A 24019-nucleotide genomic window follows, 5' to 3' on the forward strand; every position below is an offset into this window, starting at 1 on the left:
ATTCGTGCAGGAACGTAGCGAAGAACTGTCGCATGTAGGCAATGGAACTCTGCATCCCCCGGATGGTCTCATTGGAGACCACCTTGCGTCAAGGGGATAATCTTCATTTCTATTGTAGTGTGTTGGGAAAACTAAACCGCCAACTTTGATTGGAAAATATCGTGATTGGAATCAGTGGGTTGGGTTGATTTTTGGGTTTGGCTGGTCTTGACAGGTGTGGTGGGAGTTTGTGGCGGGGGGAATTGGGTCGTTTCGCCCTGTGGGCTTCACTCCGGCCTTCGGCAGAGCGGAATGCGCTTCGCGCAGTTTTCTTTATGGCACGCGTGAACGCGTGCCCTTAAACGAGGAAGTTCGCGTTTTGTGCGAATGAACCAGGGCGTTCAAAAGCGCGAGGCTCTTTCAGCAAAATGCGGGGGTTCTTCCCCTTCACTTCGTTCAGGGTCAGAATGACAGCATCAAAAGGGAAGCCACAAGGGAACGCTCTCTAGACGGATTCGGTTTGGGGCTCGGATGGGGTGGTGAATGCGGAGCGGTAGTGGAGCAGCAGCCAGAGGACGACCAGATTGATGACGAGTCCGACCGCGATTCCGAAAAAGAGCATGGATGTTGGGTAGGTGTAGAGGTATTTGGGTTGTCCTGGGACGGCGGGGACGAGGCTGGTGATGTGGGCGGTGATTACAGCGGAGTAGACGCGAAGCTGGTTTTGCGCCTGGGGCAACAGGCATACCGCATAGTTGATGAAGCCGACGACAATCAGGGCGATTGCTGTGAGGCGGGACCAGTTTTTGAGTTTGAGCAGACCGTAGCCGATACATGCGCCGAGGACCGCGAAGGCGAGAAACATGAGATGCGATTCAGGCTGTGGAATGATCATGCCGAACATGAATCCGGGAAAGGGCGCAAAGATCCAGGGGACGATGAAAAGTGCGCCTACGAGGAAGATCCAGCCCAGGACTTTGATGGCTGCCGGTGCGTGGCTGGGGCTTGAGAAGAAGCCGGTGTAGGTCTTGTAGGGTGCGGCTGGATAGACGAGCGGGGGCGGCGGTGTTGCGTAGGTTCCGTCGTGAGGGAGATTCAGGTTGGGGTAAGGTTCGAGCGGGAGAAGGTTCGCGGCGTCGAAGAGTTCGCGGATGGGGCGGCGGATGAAGTAGACGAAGAGCCAGGTTCCGATTGCGGTGAAGACCAGTTCGAAGAGCGCGATTGCAAGAAAGGCTATCGCGAGGACATGCGGATTTGCGCCCGGCAGTTGAGGCATGGCGAAATAGGAGACCGCGATTCCGAAAACGGACATCAAACTGAAGAAAGCGATACAGGCGCTGATGACGAGAATCGAGTAGCGGGCCCAGCGGCGAAGGCGCAGGATGCCGTATGCGGTGATGCCCATCCAGGTGGCGATGGCAAGGTAGAAGATTGCGATGCCCACCATGAGGAATGTGAAGAGGTGCGGCATGGGTGTGGCGGAGGCTGCGATCGGGTTGTCGATTACCCCGGCGAAGGCCATCGTGAGGGACATGAGCAGGCAGAAGATTCCGACCAGGATGAGGACGATGGCTGAGAGGATGATGCCGACCGGCTTTTTCATGTGCCGAGCAGTTTAGCCGAAGAAGTGGTTTGGGGGAGGTGGAATTTTGGGGGCTGATGTCGGGCTTATACGAAGGGTGATGAAGGCATATCCCGGGGGCTAAAGCCCAGGGTTATTTTTGGGCCGGGAATGCCCGGACTGAAGTCCGGGCCTATCTCAGAGGCAACGACAACGGGCAAAGGCAAAGACAACGACAAAGACAGAGGCAACGGCAGAGGCAGAGGCAACGGCAAAGGCAGAGCAGCGGCAAAGCTTAGAGGCAGCGGTGAAGGGGGGTATCGATGGGTGCATGTTTTTTATTTTGTGGTAGTTGAGGCATGGATCGGCTGAGTTTGTGGATTTCCAGCTTGATGTGGGTCGATTACGGAGTAGAGTGGGTTGCGTCAATTTGGAAGGTTCAGGGTGGGTTGCGACCGAACTGGGGTTTCGTGCATCTAAACGAGGAATTTAGTAGAGTTGTTGGTAAATAATTTGATAGAGGTACACTCAATGGCAAGCGATTTTGTAAGCGTCATCAAGCCGAATGAGCGAAACGGCGACCCGGGCGTTGAGGGAGAGAGCGGGCAGCGGCCGGTTCCGGTGCTGCCGGTGCGCGATACGGTCCTGTTTCCTCATGCCGTGTTGCCTCTGACGGTGGGGCGGGACAGCTCGATCCAGTTGATTCAGTCGCTGGGCGAGGAGAAGACGATTCTGGTGGTGGCGCAGCGTGATGCGCGGCAGGATACGCCGCAGCCGGCAGACCTGTATGCCGTGGGCACGCGGGCGACGGTGCATAAGGTTGTGAAGATGCCCAACCAGAGCCTGTTTGTGTTCACGGAAGGCAATGAGCGTGTGCATCTGGGCGAGTTTTCGCAGCTGACGCCGTTTATGGTGGCGGACTGCGAGACGATTATCGAGCCGGAGCCGCTGAAGACGCCGGAGATGGAGGCGTTGCAGCGCAATGTGGTGAGCCAGTTTCAGACGATTGTGACGTCGTCGCCGACGCTGTCGGACGACTTGCAGACGATTGCGATCAATATTGAAGAGCCGGGGCGGCTGGCGGACTTTATTGCTTCGAGCCTGCCGTTTCTGACGACGCTCGATAAGCAGGAGCTGCTGGAGACGCCGGACATTGCGGCGCGGCTGGAGCGCATCAACAAACATCTGGCGAAGGAGCTTGAGGTGCAGCAGTTGCGCAACAAGATCCAGAGCGAGGTGCAGGACTCGGTGCAGAGTTCGCAGCGGGACTACTATCTGCGCGAGCAGTTGAAGGCGATTCAGAAGGAGCTGGGCGATCAGGATGATACCCAGAAGGACATCGCGGAGCTGAAGGAGAAGATTGAAGCGGCCGGGATGCCGGAGGAAGTGAAGAAGGAGACGCTGAAGGAGCTGGGGCGGCTGAGCCGGATGAATCCGATGGCTGCCGACTACGGCCTGACGCGGAACTATGTGGAGTGGCTGGCGGTGCTGCCGTGGTCGAAGACTTCTTCGGGCGAGGTGGACATTAAGAAGGCGAAGGAGACGCTGGATACGGACCACTACGGCTTGAAGAAGGTGAAGGAGCGGATTCTGGACTACCTGAGTGTGCGGCGTTTGAAGCCGGATATGAAGGGGCCGATTCTGTGCTTCGTCGGGCCTCCGGGCGTGGGTAAGACGAGCCTGGGGCGGTCGATTGCGAAGGCGCTGGGGCGGAAGTTCTCGCGGATTTCGCTGGGCGGCATGCATGATGAGGCGGAGCTGCGCGGGCACAGGCGCACGTACATTGGCGCGCTGCCGGGGCAGATTATTCAGCACCTCAAGAGAGTTGAGGTGAAGGACCCGGTCTTCATGCTGGACGAGATCGATAAGCTGGGCCGCGATTTTCGCGGTGATCCGGCGTCGGCGCTGCTTGAGGTGCTGGACCCGGAGCAGAACAATACGTTTCGCGATAACTATCTGGACCAGCCGTTTGATTTGAGCAAGGTGCTGTTTATCTGCACGGCGAACCAGCTGGATACGATTCCGGGGCCGCTGCTGGACCGGATGGAGATTATTGAGCTGACCGGCTACACGGAAGAGGAGAAGGTGAATATTGCTGAGACCTATCTGATTCCTCGGCAGATTAAAGAGAACGGTGTGGACCCGGCGCTGATTGATTTTCCGCGCGCGAGCATTGCTGTGGTTGCCAGGCACTACACGCGTGAGTCGGGCGTAAGGAAGCTGGAGCAGCAGATTGGAACGATCTGCAGAAAGGTGGCGAGGCGGATTGCGGAAGGCCGCACGGAGAAGGTGTTGATTACGCCGGAGGTGATTAAGGAGTTTCTGGGCGGGGTCAAGGTTCGTGTGGATACGGAGATTGCGGAGCGGACGAAGCGGCCTGGCGTGGCTGTGGGGCTGGCGTGGACTCCGGCGGGCGGCGATGTGCTGTTCATCGAAGCGAACCGGATGAAGGGCAAGGGCAGCTTCACGATCACGGGACAGATCGGCGATGTGATGAAGGAGTCGATGCAGGCGGCGCTGACGTGGGTCAGGTCGAACGCGCAGGAGCTTGGACTCGATGAGGACTTCACGAAGGACATCGATCTGCATATTCACGTGCCGGCGGGGGCGATTCCGAAGGATGGGCCTTCGGCGGGCGTGACGATGGCGACGGCGCTGGTGAGTCTGCTGACGGATACGCCGGTGCATCCGCTGACGGCGATGACGGGCGAGATTACGCTGAGCGGCAATGTGCTGCCGGTCGGCGGGATCAAGGAGAAGTTTCTGGCGGCGAAACGCGTGGGCGTGCGCGATGTGATCATGCCGACGGAGTGCAGGCAGCAGGTGGAGGAAGACCTGACTCCGGACCAGATTGAAGGCGTGACGATTCATTACGCGTCGCGGATTGAGGATGTGCTGGCTGTGGCGCTGCCGAAGTCTCCGCGGGAAAAGGTGGAGGATGAGGTGGTGCGGGAAGAGGTGCTGCACGCCGGGGTGTAAGAGAGTAAAGTTGAGGAAGGGGTGTTTCTATGCGCGATACGCAGAATGACGAGTCGGAAGGCTAGAGCGTTTCGGCGCTAGCTATATTGTCAAAGAGCAGTCGCGGGCAAGCTGATCGCTTTGCCTGTGGCTGCTTTTTTGCGTGAGGCGAGCTTAGGAGGGGGTCCACTTGGCGAGGAGCTCGTGTTTGTGGAAGTCCGGGGCGAGGTTTTTCGCTTCGTAGGCGTATCCATTCCACTTGGTTTGAATGTCCTGGGTTGGGGTGAGGGTGTGGGGGTGAAGCTTGGTAAGGACCTCGCAACCGAGTGTCCTCCGCTGCCGTCCTGGAGGAAGATTTCGATGCGGACGCTTTTGGTTGTCTCGGCGGTCTTGAAGCTGGATTCGATGTTCTCTCGTTTTGAGTTCTTCATTTCGAGAAAGTATCCCGGCCATTTGTACGAGACCTGAATGACGCGGGCAGGGTCTCCTGGTTCCAGCCGCGGAAGAAAGTAGATGCAGACACTTTTGTGCAGGGGCTGATTTTCAGTTTGCAGGAAGGTGACCGGAGCGGGCTCGTTGGGCCGGGTGATGTCGAGTACCTGGAATCGGATGTCGTCGAGATATTCGGCGGGAGTGGCGTAGCTTGAGGGCGTGATGGAGCTTTGCCAGAAGTGCAGGGGGTCGCCTGCTGCCTTGACGGTGTATTCGCGGATGACGTCGGCGGAGAAATCCTTCGAGATGCGATAGATGATGCGAACATTCTCGATGGTCTTGATGGTGTGGCTGGCGTCGGGAGTCTGCTGTGCCCTGATGTGGATGGCGGCAGTCATCATGGCGGTGATGCAGGTTTGCGCGCGCCGATTGGACTCCTGAAGGCCGGCTTTCTGCTGCGTGAGATCCGCGATCAGGGAGTTCTGCGAAGCTCCCAGGGTCTTTCGGTTCAGTTTTGCATGCAGCAGAAGCACGGCGAGGACGACAGTGGCGAAGATGAGGAATCCGAACAGGGAGAGAAACCAGAGGTATGGCCTGACTTCGTCCTTTTGCAGGTAAACCCCGGCATGGATGAGCTTTTCAAGGAAGTCCGAGCCCTGGTGCAGCAGCTCGGCGAGCTCAATGAGCAGAAGACAGAGACCGACGGCAAAGACCGTTGTCCACAGGACGGTTTTTTCTCCCAGCTTCGCGAACTTCTCGACAAGCTCTTCCAGTTCCATGGGAAAGGACGCCTTGGTTGATCTTTCTGCTTCGGGCGGAAATGATACCAGACAAATATGTCGGTGATGCTCTCTGCTGATTTGGGGCTGTTCGGGGTTTCGTAGGAGAATTGGCCGGATGATGACGATTGGGCACTCGACGTTGACGATCGAGGCGTTTCTCGGGGCGCTCCGGGAGAATGGCGTCTCGACGCTGGTCGACGTGCGGAGGTTTCCCGGGTCGAGGCGGTATCCGCAGTTTGGACAGGTGCGGTTGTTTGCTTCGCTGGAGGCGGCGGGGATTCGGGCGGTTTGGCGTGAGGGATTGGGTGGGCGGCGGAAGGCGCTGGCTGACAGTGTGAATGTGGGTTGGCACCATGAGGCGTTTCGCGGGTATGCGGACTATATGCAGACGGACCACTTTCGGAATGAGATTGAGTGGCTGATGGCGCTGGCGGACTTTGAGCGCGCGGTGGTGATGTGCGCGGAGGCGGTGCCGTGGCGGTGTCATCGGTCGCTGATTGGAGATGCGGTGCTGGCGCGGGGTGGGGTGGTGGAGGATATTTTTGTGCAGCCGGATGGGCGAAGCTCGCGGCGGCCTCATGCGATGACGAAGTTTGCGCGGGTGGATGATGGAAGGGTTTGGTATCCGGGGGATGGGGAGCTGTTTGAGGGATAATGATGCGGGCGAAGAAGGAATCTGCGAAGAAGATGGTGAAGGCGCCGAGGTCGATGCCTGCGGCGGGACGCGATCCGAAGGGTGGGCTGACGGATGTGGGGCGCGAGTACTATCGGCTGCGCGATGGAGCAAATTTGAAGCCGGGAGTGAAGGGGCCGGCGGATACTCCGGAGAAGATGCGGCGGAAGGGGTCGTTTCTGGTGAGGATGTTTACGAATCCGCGTGGGCCGATGGTGAAGAATGGCAAGCCGACGAGGCTGGCGTTGAGCGCGCATGCGTGGGGTGAGCCGGTGCCGAAGACGGTGGATGAGGCGTATGCGCTGGCGGTGGAGGGGCGGAAGCTGCTGGCGCAGTATCGGGCGGTGAAGAAGTTGTAGCGGCTCCGCAGGTTGTCGTGCGGCAAAGACAAAATGCGGGGGTCTCTCCACTTCGCTGCGCTCCGGTCGAGATGACGTGCAGTGGTTGTGCGTAAGGCAATATGCGGGGTCGCGTATGCTTTTGTGATGCGGGTGCGAGTGCTTTATTTTGGCGCGTTGAAGGATGGGTTTGGCCGCGAGGGTGAGTGGCTGGAGCTGGCGGATGGGGCTTCGGTGGCGGACCTGGTGCGGGTTTGCCGGGAGCGACTTGCGGGCGCGGTGTGGGATTCGATTGCGGTGGCGGTGAACCGGGAGTATGCGCAGGGTTCGGTTTTGCTGAAGGATGGGGATGAGGTTGCGCTGCTGCCTCCGGTGAGTGGGGGCTTGCCGCCTGAGACGTGTTCGCCCGGTCAGAAGAAATACTGGGGTTCTTCCCCTTCGCTTCGCTCAGGGTCAGAATGACAACTTTGAAAGATGTTGGGCGGCAGGGAATGGCACAGCCGTGAATCAGCCAGCGGTTGAGTTGAAGAGTGGGCGCTGGAGTGGCTCGGTGGCGCTGGTGGGCGGTTTGCGTGGAGGTGTGAAGGGGAGGGCTGCGGCGGGTTGGGGAGGGATGGTCATCATCTCGCCGACCGAGCGGCGGCCGAGGTTGTAGCGGCGGCAGATGCGGGCTACGCGGGTGGCGATCTCGGTGCGGTAGGCGGGGGAGACGAAGTCGGCGTGGCTGTAGCGGCGCGCGTAGTCTGCGACGAGGGTGGGGAAGTGCTCGCGAACGAAGCTCAGGAATGTAGGACGCGAGCACGGTTTGAGGAAGAGCGGGTTGGCGCTGAAGAAACATGCGCCGTGGGCAGCGGCGCGGCGGGCCATGCCGTCGAGGGTCTCTTCCGAGTCGGTGATTCCGGGGAGTAATGGGCAGCAGAGGATGCCGACGCGGAGTCCGGCGGCGCGCAGGCGGGTGACGGTGGCGAAACGGAGGTCCGGGCGTGGGGCGCGTGGTTCGAGCTTGCGGGCGAGGCTCGTGTCTTCGGTGGTGATGGTGATGTGGACGGTGAGGGAGTTGCGGCGGGCGATCTGCTGGAGCAGGTCGGTGTCGCGGGCGATGAGGGTGGATTTGGTGACGATGCCGAGGCGGTAGCCGGAGTGGGCGGCGAAGACTTCGAGCAGGCTGCGGGTGATGCGGGCGCGGCGCTCGATGGGCTGGTAGGGGTCGGTGGCGGTGCCGAGGGCGATCTCGTCGGCGGGGTCGATGTGGCGGAGCTCCTGTTGAAGCAACCAGGCGGCGTTCTTCTTAAGAAAGATGATGCGCTCGAACGAGGCCGGGTCGCGGAGCTCCATAAATTCGTGGGTGTAGCGGGCGTAGCAGTAGCGGCAGGCGAACTCGCATCCGCGGTAGGGGTTGATGCTCCAGGCGAAGGGCAGGCCGCGGCGCGAGGTGGTGTGGTTGAGGACGCTGCGGACGTTGAGGGCGCGGAATTCGATGAGGTGACCCTGGTCGGCGTGGGTGGCTTCGGCGGCGAGGCGGGCAATGCCGGTGAGGTGAGGCTGGTCGAGGATGGGGAAGAGGTTGGGGGAGGTTGTTTTCGCCATTTGTTCGCCTCAATGGAATGAGATTAGGACGGGTTTGGCGGGAAGTCAAGCGGGAGTTTTCAACAGTGGTCTACGGGTGCATTTCTCAGAGGCTAAAGCCTCATTGCAACGAGGGATGTTATGGCGTGCTGAAGCCACGCCCCTTCGCTGAAGCCACTCCCCCTCAAGACTGCGACTCAATCAGAGCTGCTTTAGCGGAGCTGGCGCAGGCTTTCGATGGATGGCACGAAATAGTAGGAGCCGGTGAGCGGCTGGGTGTAGCGGGTGAGCGCGTCGCGGATGCCGTTGGTGATGCCTGCCATGCTGTCCAGCATGTTGGCCAGGCGCTTCTGGTCGGCGCTGAACCCGACGAACATGGTTCCGTGATCTTCGACGCCGCCGTAGGGCATGTTGCGGCGAAAGATCTTTCCGAAGGCGTCCTGGTCGGTGCGGACGATGTGAGCGTCGGTGGCCTTGTCGGTGAACTCGACGCTGTCGGGCTTGGAGCGGCCCATGATGCGCTCCTGCTGAGCGATTGGCAGCGCTTCCCAGGAGTTGACGTTGTGCTTCCACTTTTGCAGCAGCAGTACGGAGCCTGCAGCGCCGGGAGCGCCTTCGGGAATGAGGGCCGCGGTGGGAGCGTCGAGCAGGGTGGGGTTCTCGGAGCCGTCGATGAAGCCGGTCAGGTCGCGGTCGTGCCGATAGGGCCAGCTTGAGGTTTCGTCGGCCAGAGAGGCGAGGCCGGTGAGGTCGCGGACCACGGAGCGGGCCATGTCGAAGAGGACATCGTAGGCGCTGCCGGAGAGCCATACGAGCGCGTCGTGTTGGGTGGCAGGCATGACGAAGTCTTCGATGCCGCGGATGTCGCGGTTGAAACCTTCGACGCCGGGAGGGGTGTCGGTGGGGACGAGATTGCTCCACAACTCGGGCCGGAAGCCGATGACGAAGTTTACGCCTCCGGTGGTGGTTCGCGGTTCGCGGATGGCCGCGATGGTAGCGGCGAACTGCTCGCGCTTGCTTGCGTCCAGAATATTGAACTCGAGATAGGCGTGCGAGGAGGTCCCCAGCGCGAAGATTCCAGCCTGTGGCGTGTACATGCGGGCAATTATATCGAGCAGATATGGCAGGTTGAAGGTCGGGGTGGTTCGGCGGAATGCGTCGCGTTGGTCGAGCGTGGAATGCCTGGGGATTTTCAAAGCGGGAATGCTGCCCGGAGCAGTTCCGAATTGGGACACGATCTGGCGCTGGTGAGCGGTTCTGTTGGTGGCAGCGATATACTTACTTCCTGTCATTCTTTCGCGCGTCCGAGAGGGCCGAAAGCTGAGTATGCGCACGAAACGTTTCTGGGGCCGGGTTCTCGATTTTTTTGAAGCTGTATGGATGCGATCCCTGCGAAGGGGAAGTCCATCCGATGCGGTGGACCATGCGCGGTTTTTGACTGCCGCGGAGTGCAGCCTGGATGATTTCTATATCTTCGATGGCATTGCGGATGCCTCGGGCGCTATCGTCGATTTCACCTTCAGCTACATCAACCCGAATGCGGAGCGGCGGCTTGGTGTGCCGCGGGAGAGCCTCTACGGGAAGGTCCTGACGGAAGTACGACCGTTCATGATCAAGTCCGGGCTGATTCACCAATATCGTGAGGTGGTGCGTACCGGGGTTCCTTACACCTGTGAAGTGTTTATTGATGACGAGATGATCCAGGCGACCTGGCTGAATGTGCAGGTTGTGCGGCTTGGCAACGGCATCGCCATTACGAGCCGCGATGTTACGGAGCATCGCCGCCGCTCGGACCATGTCCACTATCTTGCGCATCACGATCATCTGACCGGGCTGGCGAATCGCACGCTGCTGCATGAACGGCTGAGGCAGGCGGTCGTTCACGCGCAGAATCAGGGCCGGAGAATTGCGGTGTTTCTGATCGATGTTGACTGCTTCAAGCAGATCAACGATTCGCTCGGCCATGCGGATGGCGATGTTCTTCTCGCAACGGTGGGGCAGCGGCTGCTCTCGTCGGTGGGCGAGGCGGACACGGTGGCGCGTGTGGGCGGGGATGAGTTTGTGATTCTGATGCCTGACTTCCGGGGTATCGAGGACATTGAGCATTGCGGCTTGCAGATGATTCGTAATACTTCAGAGCCTATTGAGATCGGCTTGCGGAAGGTTAGGCTGACACTTAGCGTTGGCGTCTCGATCTTTCCCGAGGGAGGCCGCACGGCTGAAGAACTGCTCTCGAACGCCGATGTGGCGATGTACAACGTGAAAGATACGGGGCGCAATAACCTTTGCATCTTCGATGAGAGCTTGCTGCTGGCTGCACGCGCTCGCAATGGTGGTTCCACAACAGAGTTGGTGGACGAGTTTGCCCGTTCGACGAGCGTGTGATTTCTCTCATTCTTCAATCGTCCGAATAACCAAAATGCATGGAGCGGCATCCATCCCAGTAGCGTGCATGCACGTCCAGCATGGGGACATGTCTCGTTCCTGCGCGGAGCTGATTTCAGTTGACCAAAACGAAAATTGCCGTCGAGCTCTTTGGCAAACCAAATGTACTGACGGAAGCCGCGAAGAATTTTCTTGCAGCCATCATTGCGTCTTCGGACGACGCGATTATCAGCAAGGATTTGAACGGCATCATCAGCAGTTGGAACGAAGGAGCACATCGTATCTTTGGCTATGAAGCGGATGAGATCATTGGCCAATCTATTTTGCGCCTGATTCCTGAAGAGTTGCGTCACGAAGAAGACTTCATTCTGTCCAAGATTCGCGCAGGCGAACGCATCGATCACTTCGAAACGATCAGAGTCAGAAAGAACGGAGAGAGATTTCCGATCTCCGTCACCATCTCGCCTATCGAGGACGATAGCGGAACTATCATCGGAGCTTCGAAGATTGGGCGCGACATCTCTGACCGCTGGCGCGCGGATGAAAGCCGCTTGCGGCTCGCAGCACTCGTTGATTCAGCCGACGATGCCATTATCAGCAAGAATCTGGATGGAATTGTCACGAGCTGGAACAAGGGAGCTCAGCGAATCTTTGGCTATGAAGCAGAAGAGATGATCGGCAGGTCGATTTTGCGCCTGATTCCCGAAAATCTCTATTGCGAAGAGGATGAAATCCTGCGCAAACTCAGAGCCGGCGAGAAGATCGAACACTACGAAACTATACGAATCGACAAGAGTGGCGAGGTCTGCGAAGTGTCCGTCACGATCTCTCCCATTCGCAATAGCAAGGGAGAGGTCATTGGAGCATCGAAGATCGCGCGGGACATCTCGGACAGAAAAAAGATGGAGCGGTTGGTAATTCAGGCGGAGAAGCTTGCTACTACCGGGCGGATGGCCGCTGCGATTGCTCACGAGATCAATAACCCGCTCTCGTCCGTGCTGAACCTGATCTTTCTTGCCCGCCAGGATGGGGTTTCAAAACATGAAATCGAAAATTACCTGGCCATGGCAGAGGGTGAGCTGGAACGGGTTTCACACATCGCACGGCGTGCCCTCGGCTACTACCGGGACACTGCATCGCCTTCAGAGGTTCATCTGAGCGAGCTGATGGAAAACGTGCTTGCTGTATACCGCGGCAGGATTCTAGATCATGGCATCGCAGTTGATGCGAAATATGTCGATCTGAAGAAGGTCAATGTTCGTGCTGGCGAAATCGTTCAGATCTTCTCGAATGTCATCTCGAACGCCATCGATGCAATGCCGCGGGGTGGCACGCTGTCGATTTCGATAACTCGAACCATGAAGTCTGAGGGAGATGGTCTTCAAGTTATTGTGAACGATACCGGGCAAGGTATTCGGCGCGAGCATCTGAGCAAGATTTTCGAGCCCTTCTTTACCACCAAGGGAAATCTTGGAACTGGAATTGGACTGTGGGTCGTTAAACAACTTGTGGAATGCCATCGGGGACGGATATCGATTTCGAGCAGTACTGAGCCCGGCGATAGCGGGACTCTCGTCAACATCTATCTGCCTTTCGATGGCTTGGGGGAAAGGCCGTGAAAGGCAATGCTTCCAAATTGAGTTTGGGAGAGCAATGATTTTCCCGCTCTTCCAGTTGATCCGCAACCCAGGGGTAGCGGGTGGCTGGCAGAGGTCATTGATTGCATTGCCGGCCTCTTTCTGGCATACTCAAAAGAGCGTCTCAACTTGCCGTTGGGCGCAGTCGATATACCACGCCCCGGAGCGGTTTTCCGAGTGGGGTGGGAGATGAGGGAAGATGGCACGGAAGATTTCCAAGAATTTGGCGAAGGCGCGCGCGCTCGTTGAGCCCCGTCCTTACGCTCTGGCGGACGCGGTTCCGCTGCTCCAGAAAGCAAAGTATGCGAAGTTCGACGAGACCGTCGATCTGACGCTGCGTTTGGGTGTCGATCCCAAGCACGCTGACCAGATGGTGCGTGGCACGGTCGTTCTGCCGCATGGCCTAGGCAAGTCGAAGATTGTGGCCGTGATCGCTTCGGGCGACAAGGTGAAGGATGCGCAGGCGGCGGGCGCTGAGTTTGCCGGCGGCGAAGAGCTGGTCGAGAAGATTCAGAAAGAGAACTGGACGGCGTTTGATGCTCTGATTGCTACGCCCGACATGATGAAGTCGGTGGGCCGTCTGGGCAAGGTGCTCGGACCGAAGGGCCTGATGCCGAATCCGAAGACGGGCACGGTGACGACGGATGTGGCGTCGGCTGTGAAGGAGATCAAGGCCGGTAAGGTCGAGTTCCGCACGGACAAGACGGCGCTGGTGCATGTTCCGGTAGGCAAGCTGTCGTTTGATGCGCAGAAGCTGGTTGACAATGCGACGACGGTGATTGCGAGTGTGGTGAAGGCGAAGCCTTCGGCGGCCAAGGGCAAGTACATCAAGGGCGTGACGCTGAGCTCGACGATGGGCCCGGGGGTTCCGCTGGATCATGCGGCGCTTGAGGCGGCACACAAGGCGTAACTCGGGATTCTGGCCGCGTGAGGCGGCGTAATTTTCGGCCAGCCTTTGGGGCTGGCAGCTAAAGGCTAGGTTTTTATGGCACTGAGCAGGTCATCCAAGTCGGAGAAGGTAAAGAAGCTGGCGGGCGAGCTGGAGAGCTCGACCTCCGCGATTATTGGCACGTTTACGGGGCTGACGGCCTCGAAGGACTTCGAGCTGCGCAAGACGATTCGCGGCGCGGGCGGCCACTATCACGTTTTGAAGAACAAGCTGGCGGCACGCGCCGGCGAAGGCACGCAGATTGAGGCCGCACTGAAGGGGCTGAAGGGTGTCTCGTCGGTGGCGTATACGTCGGGCGATCCGGTGGCGCTGGCGAAGGCGCTGTCGAACTGGGTGAAGGAGAACTCGGAGTTCACCTTCAAGCTGGGGATTGTGGATGGCAAGGTTCTCAGTGTCGCGGAGATTGGCGAGCTGGCGACGATGCCGGGCAAGGAAGAGATCTTTGCGAAGCTGCTCTTCCTGATCAATGCTCCGGCGCAGCGTCTGGCGACGGTCATCAATGCGACGGGACGCGACCTGGCGGTGGTGATCAACCAGGGCGTCGAGAAGGGCAAGTTTGCCGGGGCTGCGGCTCCGGCGGCGGAAGCTCCTGCGGAAGCGGCCCCTGCTGCGGAAGAAGCTCCGGCGGCAGAGGCGTAGAGCGAATTTTGTCTGGTCTTGCCGGGGGCGCTTGTCTGGGCGCAACGGAACCTCGGAAGGGCTGGGCGGCTGGAGCGGCGGTAGGGCTTCGGCGGGTAATAAGTAGTTGATTTTTATGAAGTTTAGATTTGGATTGGAGAAATAGACATGGCAGACATTCAGCAGTTGGAAGAATCAATCGTTAGCCTGAGCCTCCTGGAGGCTTCGGCTCTGGTGAAGAAGCTCGAAGAGCGCCTTGGCGTCTCGGCGGCAGCGGCAGCGGTTGCTGTTGCTCCGGCGGCGGGCGGCGGCGCGGGTGCGGCTGCGGCGGCTGAGGAGAAGACCGAGTTCACCGTCATCCTGAAGGATGCGGGCGCGAACAAGATCAACACCATCAAGGCTGTACGCGAAGTGACGTCGCTTGGTCTGAAGGAAGCGAAGGACCTGGTTGACGGCGCTCCGAAGCCTCTCAAGGAGAACGTCTCGAAGGAAGACGCGGCCGCCATTGCGAAGAAGTTCGAAGGCGTCGCAGCAGTCGAAATCAAGTAGTAACCTGTCGGCTTGCAAGCTGGGGCGGAACGCGATATTCTTTCTGTTGAGGGATTTCGTTCCGCCTTGGCGTGTTCTTTGGCGGGCCATTTTGGAAGACGGGCAGATTTTTCGGCGGTACTCCGGCCTATCCTGTTGATTGAGCGGGTTATGGGGCCGGTCGTTATGCGTTTCGAGCGGCAGATGCGCATGATGGAATGGGATTCAGGCGAGCGGCAACTTTGGGGTAAGGCGAACCTCAAATGGCGGCAGACATTATTACCAGCAACTCAGAAATAGTGCACAAGTCGAACTTTGCGCTCAAGGGGCGGGCTGTCCCTCTGAGCGCTTTGCCGCGTTTGTGGCGGCACGCGGCCCCTTGCGGGGTCGAGGTGGATTGTCCGCGTACTTTATAGCAGGTTTGAACGCGAGCAGAGAAGTTAAAGTTTTGAAGTTTTTCTGAGGTTTTACCTGAGGTTTTTATTAAGCCGCGAGATGTGAGGCGGCGAGACATTCTGCGCAACGGGGACGGCTGCTGTCGAGGGCGGCGGAAACCGAAGTGGTTTGAAGATGCGCAACGGAACAACCAAGGAGGGCCCGGCCGGGGTCTTCCCCCTTTGTGAACCGGCGGTTCACGGGGCCTCGAAGGCAAGCATTCAGGAGAGAGCATGTCTGGTCAGTCCAACAACAGCGAAACGCGCGCGGTACGCAGCCGTCTGGATTTTTCGAAGATTCCCACGGCGATTCAGATTCCTAACCTCATTGAAGTTCAGCGGCTCAGCTACGAGCGGTTTTTGCAGATGGACAAGCTGCCGCAGGAGCGTGAGGACAACGGTCTGCAGTCGGTGTTTACGTCGGTGTTCCCGATTACGGACTTCCGCAATGTGTCGGAGCTTGAGTTTGTCGACTACTCGATCGGCAACTGGGAGTGCAAGTGCGGCTACCTGAAGGGGCTGAACCACCTGCGCACGGCCTGCGTGAACTGCGGCCACATGGTCATCACCGATCCGTTTCATCCGGGCGATGTGCTCTGCCACTTCTGCGGCACGTACAACAAGAACACGCCTGACTTCTGCACCAAGTGCGGCGACCCGGTCGGGTTGCAGCTGAAGTACGACCAGGCGGAGTGCGAAGAGCGCGGCATGACGTATTCGGCGCCGCTGAAGGTGACGATTCGCCTGAAGATTTACGACAAGGACCCGGAGACCGGCGTCAAGACGCTGCGCGATATGAAGGAGCAGGAAGTCTTCTTCGGCGATATTCCGCTGATGAGCCAGAACGGCACCTTTATCGTGAACGGCACGGAGCGCGTGATTGTGTCGCAGCTGCACCGCTCACCCGGCGTCTTCTTCGAGACGGCGAACAACCGCACGTACTTTTTGGGCAAGATCATTCCGTACCGCGGGTCCTGGGTTGAGTTTGAGTACGACCAGAAGAACACGCTGTATGTCCGTATCGACCGCAAGAGGAAGTTCCTGGGAACGATCTTCCTGCGCGCGCTTGGACTGCGCACGGACGAAGAGATTCTGAAGACCTTCTACACGGTGGACACGATCGGCGTGAAGGACGGCAAGCTCTCGTGGAAGGTTGCGCCTGAGGGCACGCCGACCAACCTGCAGGGCACGCGTCCGGCGGCGACGATCACGGTGAAGGGCGAGGAGCTCGCTCCGGCGACGCGCAAGATTTCTGCGCACTCGCTGAAGTCGCTGCGCTCGCACAAGGTTGCTGAGGTCGAGGTTGAGACGAGCGAGTTCGATGGCGCGATGACGGCTGCCGATGTGGTGGACCTGACCACGGGCGAGCTGCTCTATGAGGCCAACCAGGAGTTGACCGCCGATAAGCTGCACAAGATTCAGCAGTCGGGCGTGACGGGCTTTGAGGTGTTCTTCCCGGAGCGCGACGATGTGGGCAACATCATCTCGAACACGCTGCGTCGTGACTCGGTACACAAGCCGGAAGAGGCGCTGATTGAGATCTACCGCAAGCTGCGTCCGGGCGACCCACCGACGCTGGATACGGCGACGGCGCTGTTTGAGGGCATGTTCTTTGATGCGCGCAAGTACGACTTCTCGCGCGTGGGCCGGCTGAAGTTCAACATCAAGTTGTATGAGAACCAGGATGCGACCGGGCTCGACAAGCGCACGCTGACGCCGGAGGACTTCTACGGGACGATCCGCTACCTGCTGAAGCTGCGCAAGAACATCGGCACCGTGGACGACATCGACCACCTGGGCAACCGCCGCGTGCGTGCAGTGGGCGAGCTGATGGAGAACCAGTTCCGCATCGGCCTGGTGCGCATGGAGCGCGCCATCAAGGAGAAGATGAGCGTGTATCAGGAGATGGCGACGGCGATGCCGCACGACCTGATCAACGCGAAGCCTGTGATGGCGGCGATCCGCGAGTTCTTTGGCTCGTCGCAGTTGTCGCAGTTCATGGACCAGACGAATCCTCTGTCGGAGATTACGCACAAGCGGCGTCTGTCGGCGCTTGGGCCGGGCGGTCTGTCGCGTGAGCGTGCGGGCTTCGAGGTGCGCGACGTGCACCCGACGCACTATGGACGTATCTGCCCGATTGAGACGCCGGAAGGTCCGAACATCGGTCTGATCTCGTCGCTGAGCTGCTTTGCGCGTATCAATGAGTACGGGTTTATCGAGTCTCCTTACCGCAAGGTGAAGGAAGGCAAGGTGATTGACTACGTCGCTGTTGTAAACGCGGGCGAGAGTGGGCTGCGCCAGGGTGATTATCTGGAGGGCGGCGAGGCGCGCAAGCTGAATGAACAGTTGAAGAAGGACAAGAAGCGCGCGATGGAGGTCGCTCCGTTCAGCTTCTATCTTTCGGCGTGGGAAGAGGACCGGCACACGATTGCGCAGGCCAACATTGAGCTCGATGAGAAGCAGAACATCGTGCAGGACGTGGTGGATGCGCGGCGGCAGGGCAACTTCGTGCTGGTGAACAAGTCCGAGGTGGACTACGTGGACGTTTCGCCGAAGCAGCTTGTTTCGGTGGCCGCTTCGCTGGTGCCGTTCCTGGAGCACGACGACGCGAACCGCGCGCTGATGGGCGCGAACATGCAGCGTCAGTCGGTGCCGCTGCTGGTGTCGGAGGCCCCGTTTGTCGGTACGGGTATGGAGGGAGTGACGGCGCGCGACTCGGGCGCTGTGATTCTGGCCAAGCGTAACGGCATCGTGGACTCGGTGGACTCGGAGCGCATTATTGTGCGTGTCGAGGGCGAGCACCATCCGACGCAGCTCTCGCGTGAGGTTGGTTCGGACATCTATCAGCTGACGAAGTTCAAGCGCTCGAACCAGAACACCTGCATCAACCAGAAGCCGGTGGTTCGTCATGGCGACCGCGTGGTGAAGGGGCAGGTGATTGCCGACGGACCTTGCACGGAGCAGGGCGAGCTTGGACTTGGCCGCAACGTGCTGGTGGCGTTCATGCCGTGGCGCGGGTACAACTTCGAGGACGCGATCCTGATCTCGGAGAAGCTGGTCCGCGAGGACTACTACACCTCGATTCACATTGAGGAGTTCGAGATTGAGGCGCGCGATACGAAGCTGGGACCGGAAGAGATCACGCGCGATATTCCGAACGTCTCGGAGCACGCGCTGCGCGATCTGGACGAGAGCGGCATCATCCGCATCGGCGCGAAGATCAGCCACAACGACATCCTCGTCGGCAAGGTGACGCCGAAGGGCGAGACGCAGTTGACGCCGGAAGAGAAGCTGCTGCGCGCGATCTTCGGTGAGAAGGCTGGGGATGTGCGCGATGCGTCGCTGACGTGCCCTCCGGGTATCGAAGGCACGGTGGTGGACGTTCGCATCTTCTCGCGCAAGGGACAGGAGAAGGACGAGCGCGCGAAGCTGATCGAGCAGGAGATGATCGAGAAGCTGGAGCGCAACCTGGCTGACGAGATCCGCATTCTGACCGACGAGCGTTTGAAGCGTCTTGAAGGCATTCTGGGCGCGAAGGAAGTGCTGGCCGATCTGCATGACGAGCGCACGAACAAGAAGCTGCTCTCGAAGGGCGACGTGCTCGACCGCGACACGATTGAGCTGATCTCGACGCGCAACCTGAAGCGTATTCGTTACGCGGACAAGGACCCGCGAGTGAACGAGCAGATCGACGAGATCGAGGAGATGACCTCGCGCCAGATCGATGTGCTGCGCAAGATCACCAACGAGAAGATCTCGAAGATGAGCAAGGGCGATGAGCTTGCGCCGGGCGTCATCAAGATGGTGAAGGTCTACGTTGCGATGAAGCGCAAGCTGTCGGTCGGCGACAAGATGGCCGGACGCCACGGTAACAAGGGCGTCATCGCGAGGATTCTTCCAGAGGAAGACATGCCGTATCTGCCGGACGGAACGCCGGTGGAGATTGTGCTGAATCCGCTGGGTGTGCCTTCGCGTATGAACGTCGGTCAGATCCTCGAGACGCACTTAGGCTGGGCTGCTCATGAGCTGGGCAAGCAGGTGGCTGAGGCTGCGGAGAAGATGCAGTCGGCCAAGGAAGTGCGTGAGCTGTTCAAGGCGCGGTTTGCCGGGACGGCGGCGCTCAATCAGCTGCTTGATCTGGACGATGAGCAGACGCTGCGCGTGGCCGCGGGCATGAAGCGCGGCATCTGGTTCGGCACGGCGGTCTTCGACGGCGCGCGCGAGAACGAGATCAAGGCGCTGCTCGCATCGGCTGGGCTGCCTAGCTCGGGCAAGTCGTTGCTGCACGACGGCATGACGGGCGATGAGTTCGAACAGCCTGCGACGGTCGGCTACATCTACATGCTGAAGCTGTCGCACCTGGTGGACGACAAGATTCACGCGCGGTCGATTGGGCCGTACTCGCTGATTACCCAGCAGCCGCTGGGCGGTAAGGCGCAGTTCGGCGGACAGCGGTTCGGTGAGATGGAGGTCTGGGCGCTGGAGGCTTATGGCGCGGCTTACATCCTGCAGGAGCTGCTGACGGCGAAGTCGGACGATGTGTTTGGCCGTACGAAGATCTACGAGGCCATCGTCAAGGGCGAGGCTGCGATTGAGCCGGGCGTGCCGGAGTCGTTCAACGTGCTGATTCGCGAGCTGCAGTCGCTCTGCCTGGATGTGGAACTGATCAAGCAGGCCGACCAGAAGAAGGTGCCGCTGCCTTCGATCGCCGCGGCTGACTAACGAGACCAAGACCTGAGGAGGTTTGTGCGTAAACTCCTCAGGCACACAACTGAAAACGAGCAACAGTACCAGAACCAACGGTAACGCGATGAGCCGAGAGTCATCGCAGAGAATTTGTAACCGCAGCCAACCCGCTGCACCCTGCCAAGCGCAGGACACAAGGGAGACGCCACTATGTTTCGCTCCAGCCCCTTCGATTTAGCCGGCCCCGTAGCCGACTTCGACGCAATCAAGATCCAGCTTGCCAGCCCGGAGAAGATCCGGAGCTGGTCGCATGGCGAAGTCACCAAGCCTGAGACCATCAACTACCGTACGTTCAAGCCGGAGCGCGATGGCCTGTTCTGCGCCCGCATCTTTGGACCGATCACGGACTGGGAGTGCCTGTGCGGCAAGTACAAGCGCATGAAGCACCGCGGCGTGATCTGCGATAAGTGCGGCGTTGAGGTAACGCTGTCGAAGGTACGCCGTGAGCGCCTGGGCCACATCGAGCTGGCTTCGCCGTGCTCGCACGTGTGGTTTTTCAAGGGCCTGCCTTCGCGTATCGGCCACCTGCTGGACATCTCGCTGCGCGAGCTTGAAGCAGTGCTCTACTTTGAGAGCTACGTTGTGGTCGATCCGGGCGACGCTCCGGTGAAGGAGCGCGAGGTCATCAAGGACGAGAACCGCTTCCGCGAGCTCGACCAGCAGTATCGTCCGTCGGGCTTCAAGGCCATGATGGGCGCTGAGGCGATCAAGGAGCTGTTGCGGCGCGTGGATGTGACCGAGCTGGCGATTGAGCTGCGCGATCGCATGAAGAACGAGAATTCGCTGCAGAAGAAGCTGAAGTACTCGAAGCGCCTGAAGATTGTCGAGGCCTTCCGCAAGTCGGACAACAAGCCGGAGTGGATGATTCTCGATGTGATTCCGGTCATCCCGCCTGAGCTGCGCCCGCTGGTGCCGCTGGATGGTGGCCGCTTCGCTACGTCTGACCTGAACGACCTGTATCGCCGCGTGATCAACCGGAACAACCGGTTGAAGAAGCTGATGGACCTGCACGCGCCAGAGGTCATTGTGCGCAATGAGAAGCGCATGCTGCAGGAGGCTGTTGACGCGTTGTTTGATAACGGCCGCCGTGGCCGTGTGCTGCGCGGTGCGAATAATCGTCCGCTGAAGTCGCTGTCGGACACGCTCAAGGGCAAGCAGGGCCGCTTCCGTCAGAACCTGCTGGGCAAGCGCGTGGACTACTCGGGCCGCTCCGTCATCGTCGTCGGCCCCGAGCTGAAGCTGCACCAGTGCGGTCTGCCGAAGAAGATGGCGCTGGAGCTGTTCAAGCCGTTTATCTATCACCGCCTGGAGCAGACGGGACACTGCACGACCATCAAGCAGGCCAAAGAGATGGTTGAGATGCAGGACTCGATTGTGTGGGACATTCTGGAAGAGGTCATCAAGGACCATCCGGTGCTGCTGAACCGCGCTCCGACGCTGCACCGCCTGGGCATTCAGGCGTTTGAGCCGGTGCTGGTGGAAGGCAAGGCGATCAAGATTCACCCGCTGGTCTGCACGGCGTTCAACGCGGACTTCGACGGCGACCAGATGGCGGTGCACATTCCGCTGTCGCCTGAGGCGCAGATTGAGGCGAGCGTGCTGATGCTGGCTTCGCACAACATTCTGTCTCCTGCAAGCGGCCAGCCGATTACGGTGCCGACTCAGGACATGGTGCTTGGTCTTTATTACCTGACCAAGTCGAAGGTGAATGCGCGCGGCGAGGGCCGTGTGTTCGCCAACATCGAGGAAGTGCTGATGGCGCTCGAGGCCAAGCAGGTGGAGACGCTGACGCCGATTCGTCTGCGCTACACCGGCAAGGTGCTCGACATGACTACGGCGTATGACGATCAGGACATCACGCATACGGAGCCGGTTGAGTTTCACAACCAGTACATCTCGACGACGGTGGGCCGCGCGATTCTGAATGACGCGTTGCCTGAGGGGATGCCGTACATCAATGGCCTGCTGAAGAAGAAGGGAATCGGGCAGCTGGTGAACTACTGCTACCTGAACCTCGGCCTCGAAGTCACCGTCAAGACGCTCGACCGGATCAAGGACCTGGGCTTCCGTTATGCGACGCGCTCGGGCCTGTCGGTCGGTCTCGACGACATGGTCATTCCGGACTCGAAGTACACAGTGGTGCGCGATGCTGAGAAGCAGGTGATCAACGTGCAGCAGCAGTATCTGGACGGCGCGATCACGAACGGCGAGCGTAACAACAAGGTCATCCAGATGTGGTCCGGCGTCACCGAGAAGGTGGCGGACGAGATGTTTGCGAACATGAAGCAGGCCGATAAGGACGGCGCCATGAATCCGATCTACATCATGGCTGACTCCGGCGCCCGCGGTTCGAAGCAGCAGATTCGTCAGCTCTCGGGTATGCGCGGACTGATGGCGAAGCCGAGCGGCGAAATCATCGAAACGCCGATCACCGCGAACTTCCGCGAAGGCCTGACGGTGTTGCAGTACTTCATCTCGACGCACGGCGCTCGTAAGGGCCTGGCTGACACGGCGCTGAAGACTGCGGACTCGGGTTATCTGACTCGCCGTCTGGTGGACGTGGCGCAGGATGTGATCATCTCGCAGCATGATTGCGGCACGGTGGAAGGCATCTACGTGACGCCGATCATCGAAGCCGGCGAGACGATTGAGCCTCTGCGTGACCGGATTATCGGCCGCGTGTCGCTTGAGAAGATCAAGGACTACGAAGGCAAGACGATCGTCGAGATCAACCAGGAGATTGACGAGGAGCTGGCCAGCGCGATTCAGGCGGCCGGTATCGAGAGGGTGAAGATCCGCTCGGTGCTGACGTGCGAATCGAAGCGCGGCGCCTGCATTCTGTGCTACGGCCGTAACCTGGGCTCGGGCAAGCTGGTGGAGATGGGCGAGGCCGTTGGCGTGATCGCGGCGCAGTCGATCGGCGAGCCGGGAACGCAGTTGACGATGCGTACCTTCCACATCGGTGGAACGGCTTCGCGGGTGTCGGATGCTTCGCACCTTGAAGCGAAGAATGCGGGTACGGTGCGCTTCATCAACCTGGTGACGGTGCGGTCGAAGGACGGCGGCCTGGTGACGATGAACCGCAACGGCTCGATTGCCGTGGTGGACGAGAAGGGCCGCGAGCGTGAGCGCTATGCGATTGTTTATGGCGCGAAGCTGAAGGTCGAAGACGGCGCTGCTGTGAAGCTGGGCGACCGGCTGGGCGAGTGGGACCCGTATACCTTCTCGCTGCTGACGGAGATCGCCGGCACGGTGCAGTTCAAGGACCTGCAGGAAGGCGTCACGCTCAATGAAGAAGTGGACGAGGTCACCGGCCTGAGCCGTCTGGTTGTCGGCGATTCGCCGGATGAGAAGCGTCAGCCTGCGATTATCGTGAAGTCGGCCTCGGGCAACAAGCGTTACCTGATGCCGAGCCGCGCTCACTTGATGGTGGCCGATGGCGACGAGGTCTTCCCGGGTGACATTCTGGCGAAGATTCCGCGTGAGACAACTCGTACGAAGGACATTACGGGCGGTCTGCCGCGCGTGGTCGAGTTGTTCGAGGCGCGTAAGCCGCGTGACCCGGCGATCATCTCGAAGATCGACGGCGTGGTCCGCTTCGGCGAAGTGTCGAAGGGGCAGCGCAAGGTGTACGTCACGGCGGACAACGGGCAGGAAGAGGAGTACTCGGTGCCGCGTGGTGTGTATGTCAACGTGCAGGAGGGTGAACGCCTCCGCGCCGGTGACGCGCTGATCGATGGTCCGCGCAATCCGCACGACATTCTGGAGGTGCTTGGCGAGAGGGCGCTGCAGCAGTATCTCGTCAACGAAATCCAGGAGGTCTATCGGTTGCAGGGCGTGGCGATCTCGGACAAGCACATCGAGACGATCGTGCGGCAGATGCTGCGCTGGGTGAAGATCGAGGAGGTGGGTGACACCAACTTCCTGATCGATCAGCAGACGGACCGCTTCCGCTTCAACGCAGAGAACCAGCGCGTGTTGATGAATGGCGGCAAACCGGCGATTGGCCGCTCGCTGCTGCTGGGCATCACGAAGGCGTCTCTGTCGACCGACAGCTTTATTTCGGCGGCGAGCTTCCAGGAGACGACGCGTGTGCTGACCGAGGCCTCGATCAATGGCTCGATGGACACGCTGCGCGGTCTGAAGGAGAACGTCATCGTCGGACGGCTGATTCCGGCGGGCACGGGCATGGAGTACTACCGCAATGTGCAGCTCTCTCCGGAGATCGAAGAGGCCGCTGCCCAGGTGCAGAACGAGGTCGCGGCGGCTATCGAAGCCGAAGAGCGCGAACTCGAGCAGATGCGCATGGAAGGCGAGCAGGAAGAGATGGCTGCGGAGTAGGCCCTTCGCGGACGGCGAAACGCGCTTCGCGCAAACGGCAACGGCAGAGCCCAGGCTCTGCCGTTGCCGTTTAAAGCGGGTTAGAGACAATT

The 24019-nt window shown here is 59.7% G+C and carries 15 protein-coding genes; 11 read left to right on the forward strand and 4 right to left on the reverse strand.

The annotated features are described in order from the left end of the window. Positions 1-484: 484 nt before the first annotated feature. Positions 485-1582: a hypothetical protein gene (locus IEX36_RS00005; protein ID WP_188757344.1), complete on the reverse strand. Its 1098-nt coding sequence runs from the start codon at positions 1580-1582 to the stop codon at positions 485-487. A 489-nt stretch (positions 1583-2071) separates the two neighbouring features. Between IEX36_RS00005 and lon the strand changes: the two genes are divergently transcribed. Then, positions 2072-4519, forward strand: a complete 2448-nt coding sequence (gene lon / locus IEX36_RS00010) for an endopeptidase La (protein WP_188757345.1) — start codon at positions 2072-2074, stop codon at positions 4517-4519. Positions 4520-4608: 89 nt separating this feature from the next. Here the strand turns inward: lon and IEX36_RS00015 are convergent, their stop codons facing one another. Beyond that, complete coding sequence (locus tag IEX36_RS00015) at positions 4609-5709, reverse strand: hypothetical protein (RefSeq protein WP_188757346.1); 1101 nt, start codon at positions 5707-5709, stop codon at positions 4609-4611. 118 nt (positions 5710-5827) lie between these two features. On the opposite strand from IEX36_RS00015, the gene IEX36_RS00020 reads away from it, so the two are divergent. The 3 genes from IEX36_RS00020 to IEX36_RS00030 all read left to right on the forward strand — a co-directional run bounded on the left by IEX36_RS00020 (position 5828) and on the right by IEX36_RS00030 (position 7185). Beyond that, positions 5828-6367, forward strand: coding sequence for a DUF488 domain-containing protein (locus tag IEX36_RS00020; protein WP_188757347.1), 540 nt, complete (start codon positions 5828-5830; stop codon positions 6365-6367). A 2-nt stretch (positions 6368-6369) separates the two neighbouring features. Then, the gene (locus IEX36_RS00025) at positions 6370-6744 is read left to right on the forward strand and encodes a DUF6321 domain-containing protein (RefSeq protein ID WP_188757348.1); all 375 of its coding nucleotides are present in this window, start codon (positions 6370-6372) and stop codon (positions 6742-6744) included. Positions 6745-6831: 87 nt separating this feature from the next. After that, entirely contained in the window at positions 6832-7185 is a 354-nt protein-coding gene (locus IEX36_RS00030) for a MoaD/ThiS family protein (protein WP_229668569.1), read from the forward strand. Positions 7186-7230: 45 nt separating this feature from the next. On the opposite strand, the gene IEX36_RS00035 is transcribed toward IEX36_RS00030, so the two are convergent. Further along, entirely contained in the window at positions 7231-8310 is a 1080-nt protein-coding gene (locus IEX36_RS00035; protein WP_188757349.1) for an SPL family radical SAM protein, read from the reverse strand. A gap of 191 nt (positions 8311-8501) precedes the next feature. Beyond that, positions 8502-9524, reverse strand: coding sequence for a Dyp-type peroxidase (locus IEX36_RS00040; RefSeq protein WP_229668570.1), 1023 nt, complete (start codon positions 9522-9524; stop codon positions 8502-8504). Positions 9525-9669: 145 nt separating this feature from the next. Between IEX36_RS00040 and IEX36_RS00045 the strand changes: the two genes are divergently transcribed. From IEX36_RS00045 to rpoC, 7 genes are all read left to right on the forward strand, one after another. Then, entirely contained in the window at positions 9670-10674 is a 1005-nt protein-coding gene (locus tag IEX36_RS00045; RefSeq protein WP_188757350.1) for a sensor domain-containing diguanylate cyclase, read from the forward strand. A 119-nt stretch (positions 10675-10793) separates the two neighbouring features. Further along, complete coding sequence (locus tag IEX36_RS00050) at positions 10794-12293, forward strand: PAS domain-containing sensor histidine kinase (protein ID WP_229668571.1); 1500 nt, start codon at positions 10794-10796, stop codon at positions 12291-12293. Positions 12294-12510: 217 nt separating this feature from the next. Continuing rightward, positions 12511-13221 carry a 50S ribosomal protein L1 gene (gene rplA, locus IEX36_RS00055; protein ID WP_188757351.1) on the forward strand — a complete coding sequence of 237 codons (711 nt, stop codon included), beginning with the start codon at positions 12511-12513 and terminating at the stop codon, positions 13219-13221. A gap of 75 nt (positions 13222-13296) precedes the next feature. Further along, entirely contained in the window at positions 13297-13899 is a 603-nt protein-coding gene (gene rplJ / locus IEX36_RS00060) for a 50S ribosomal protein L10 (protein ID WP_188757352.1), read from the forward strand. A 147-nt stretch (positions 13900-14046) separates the two neighbouring features. Then, a complete protein-coding gene (rplL, locus tag IEX36_RS00065; protein ID WP_188757353.1) occupies positions 14047-14427 on the forward strand; it encodes a 50S ribosomal protein L7/L12 in 381 nt (126 codons plus the stop codon). Positions 14428-15074: 647 nt separating this feature from the next. Beyond that, a complete protein-coding gene (gene rpoB, locus IEX36_RS00070; RefSeq protein WP_188757354.1) occupies positions 15075-19562 on the forward strand; it encodes a DNA-directed RNA polymerase subunit beta in 4488 nt (1495 codons plus the stop codon). 174 nt (positions 19563-19736) lie between these two features. Then, positions 19737-23927, forward strand: coding sequence for a DNA-directed RNA polymerase subunit beta' (gene rpoC / locus IEX36_RS00075; protein WP_188757355.1), 4191 nt, complete (start codon positions 19737-19739; stop codon positions 23925-23927). Positions 23928-24019: the final 92 nt, after the last annotated feature.

Source organism: Edaphobacter acidisoli (assembly GCF_014642855.1).
GTDB classification, from domain to species: Bacteria; Acidobacteriota; Terriglobia; order Terriglobales; family Acidobacteriaceae; genus Edaphobacter; species Edaphobacter acidisoli.

What these genes read in the sequence shown, in the direction of transcription:
- rpoB (WP_188757354.1), top strand. Translation starts at nt 15,075, where the DNA reads ATGTCTGGTCAGTCCAACAACAGCGAAACGCGCGCGGTACGCAGCCGT.
- lon (WP_188757345.1), top strand. Translation starts at nt 2,072, where the DNA reads ATGGCAAGCGATTTTGTAAGCGTCATCAAGCCGAATGAGCGAAACGGC.
- rplA (WP_188757351.1), top strand. Translation starts at nt 12,511, where the DNA reads ATGGCACGGAAGATTTCCAAGAATTTGGCGAAGGCGCGCGCGCTCGTT.
- IEX36_RS00025 (WP_188757348.1), top strand. Translation starts at nt 6,370, where the DNA reads ATGCGGGCGAAGAAGGAATCTGCGAAGAAGATGGTGAAGGCGCCGAGG.
- IEX36_RS00015 (WP_188757346.1), bottom strand. Translation starts at nt 5,709, where the DNA reads ATGGAACTGGAAGAGCTTGTCGAGAAGTTCGCGAAGCTGGGAGAAAAA.
- rplJ (WP_188757352.1), top strand. Translation starts at nt 13,297, where the DNA reads ATGGCACTGAGCAGGTCATCCAAGTCGGAGAAGGTAAAGAAGCTGGCG.
- rpoC (WP_188757355.1), top strand. Translation starts at nt 19,737, where the DNA reads ATGTTTCGCTCCAGCCCCTTCGATTTAGCCGGCCCCGTAGCCGACTTC.
- IEX36_RS00020 (WP_188757347.1), top strand. Translation starts at nt 5,828, where the DNA reads ATGATGACGATTGGGCACTCGACGTTGACGATCGAGGCGTTTCTCGGG.
- IEX36_RS00035 (WP_188757349.1), bottom strand. Translation starts at nt 8,310, where the DNA reads ATGGCGAAAACAACCTCCCCCAACCTCTTCCCCATCCTCGACCAGCCT.
- rplL (WP_188757353.1), top strand. Translation starts at nt 14,047, where the DNA reads ATGGCAGACATTCAGCAGTTGGAAGAATCAATCGTTAGCCTGAGCCTC.
- IEX36_RS00005 (WP_188757344.1), bottom strand. Translation starts at nt 1,582, where the DNA reads ATGAAAAAGCCGGTCGGCATCATCCTCTCAGCCATCGTCCTCATCCTG.
- IEX36_RS00045 (WP_188757350.1), top strand. Translation starts at nt 9,670, where the DNA reads ATGCGATCCCTGCGAAGGGGAAGTCCATCCGATGCGGTGGACCATGCG.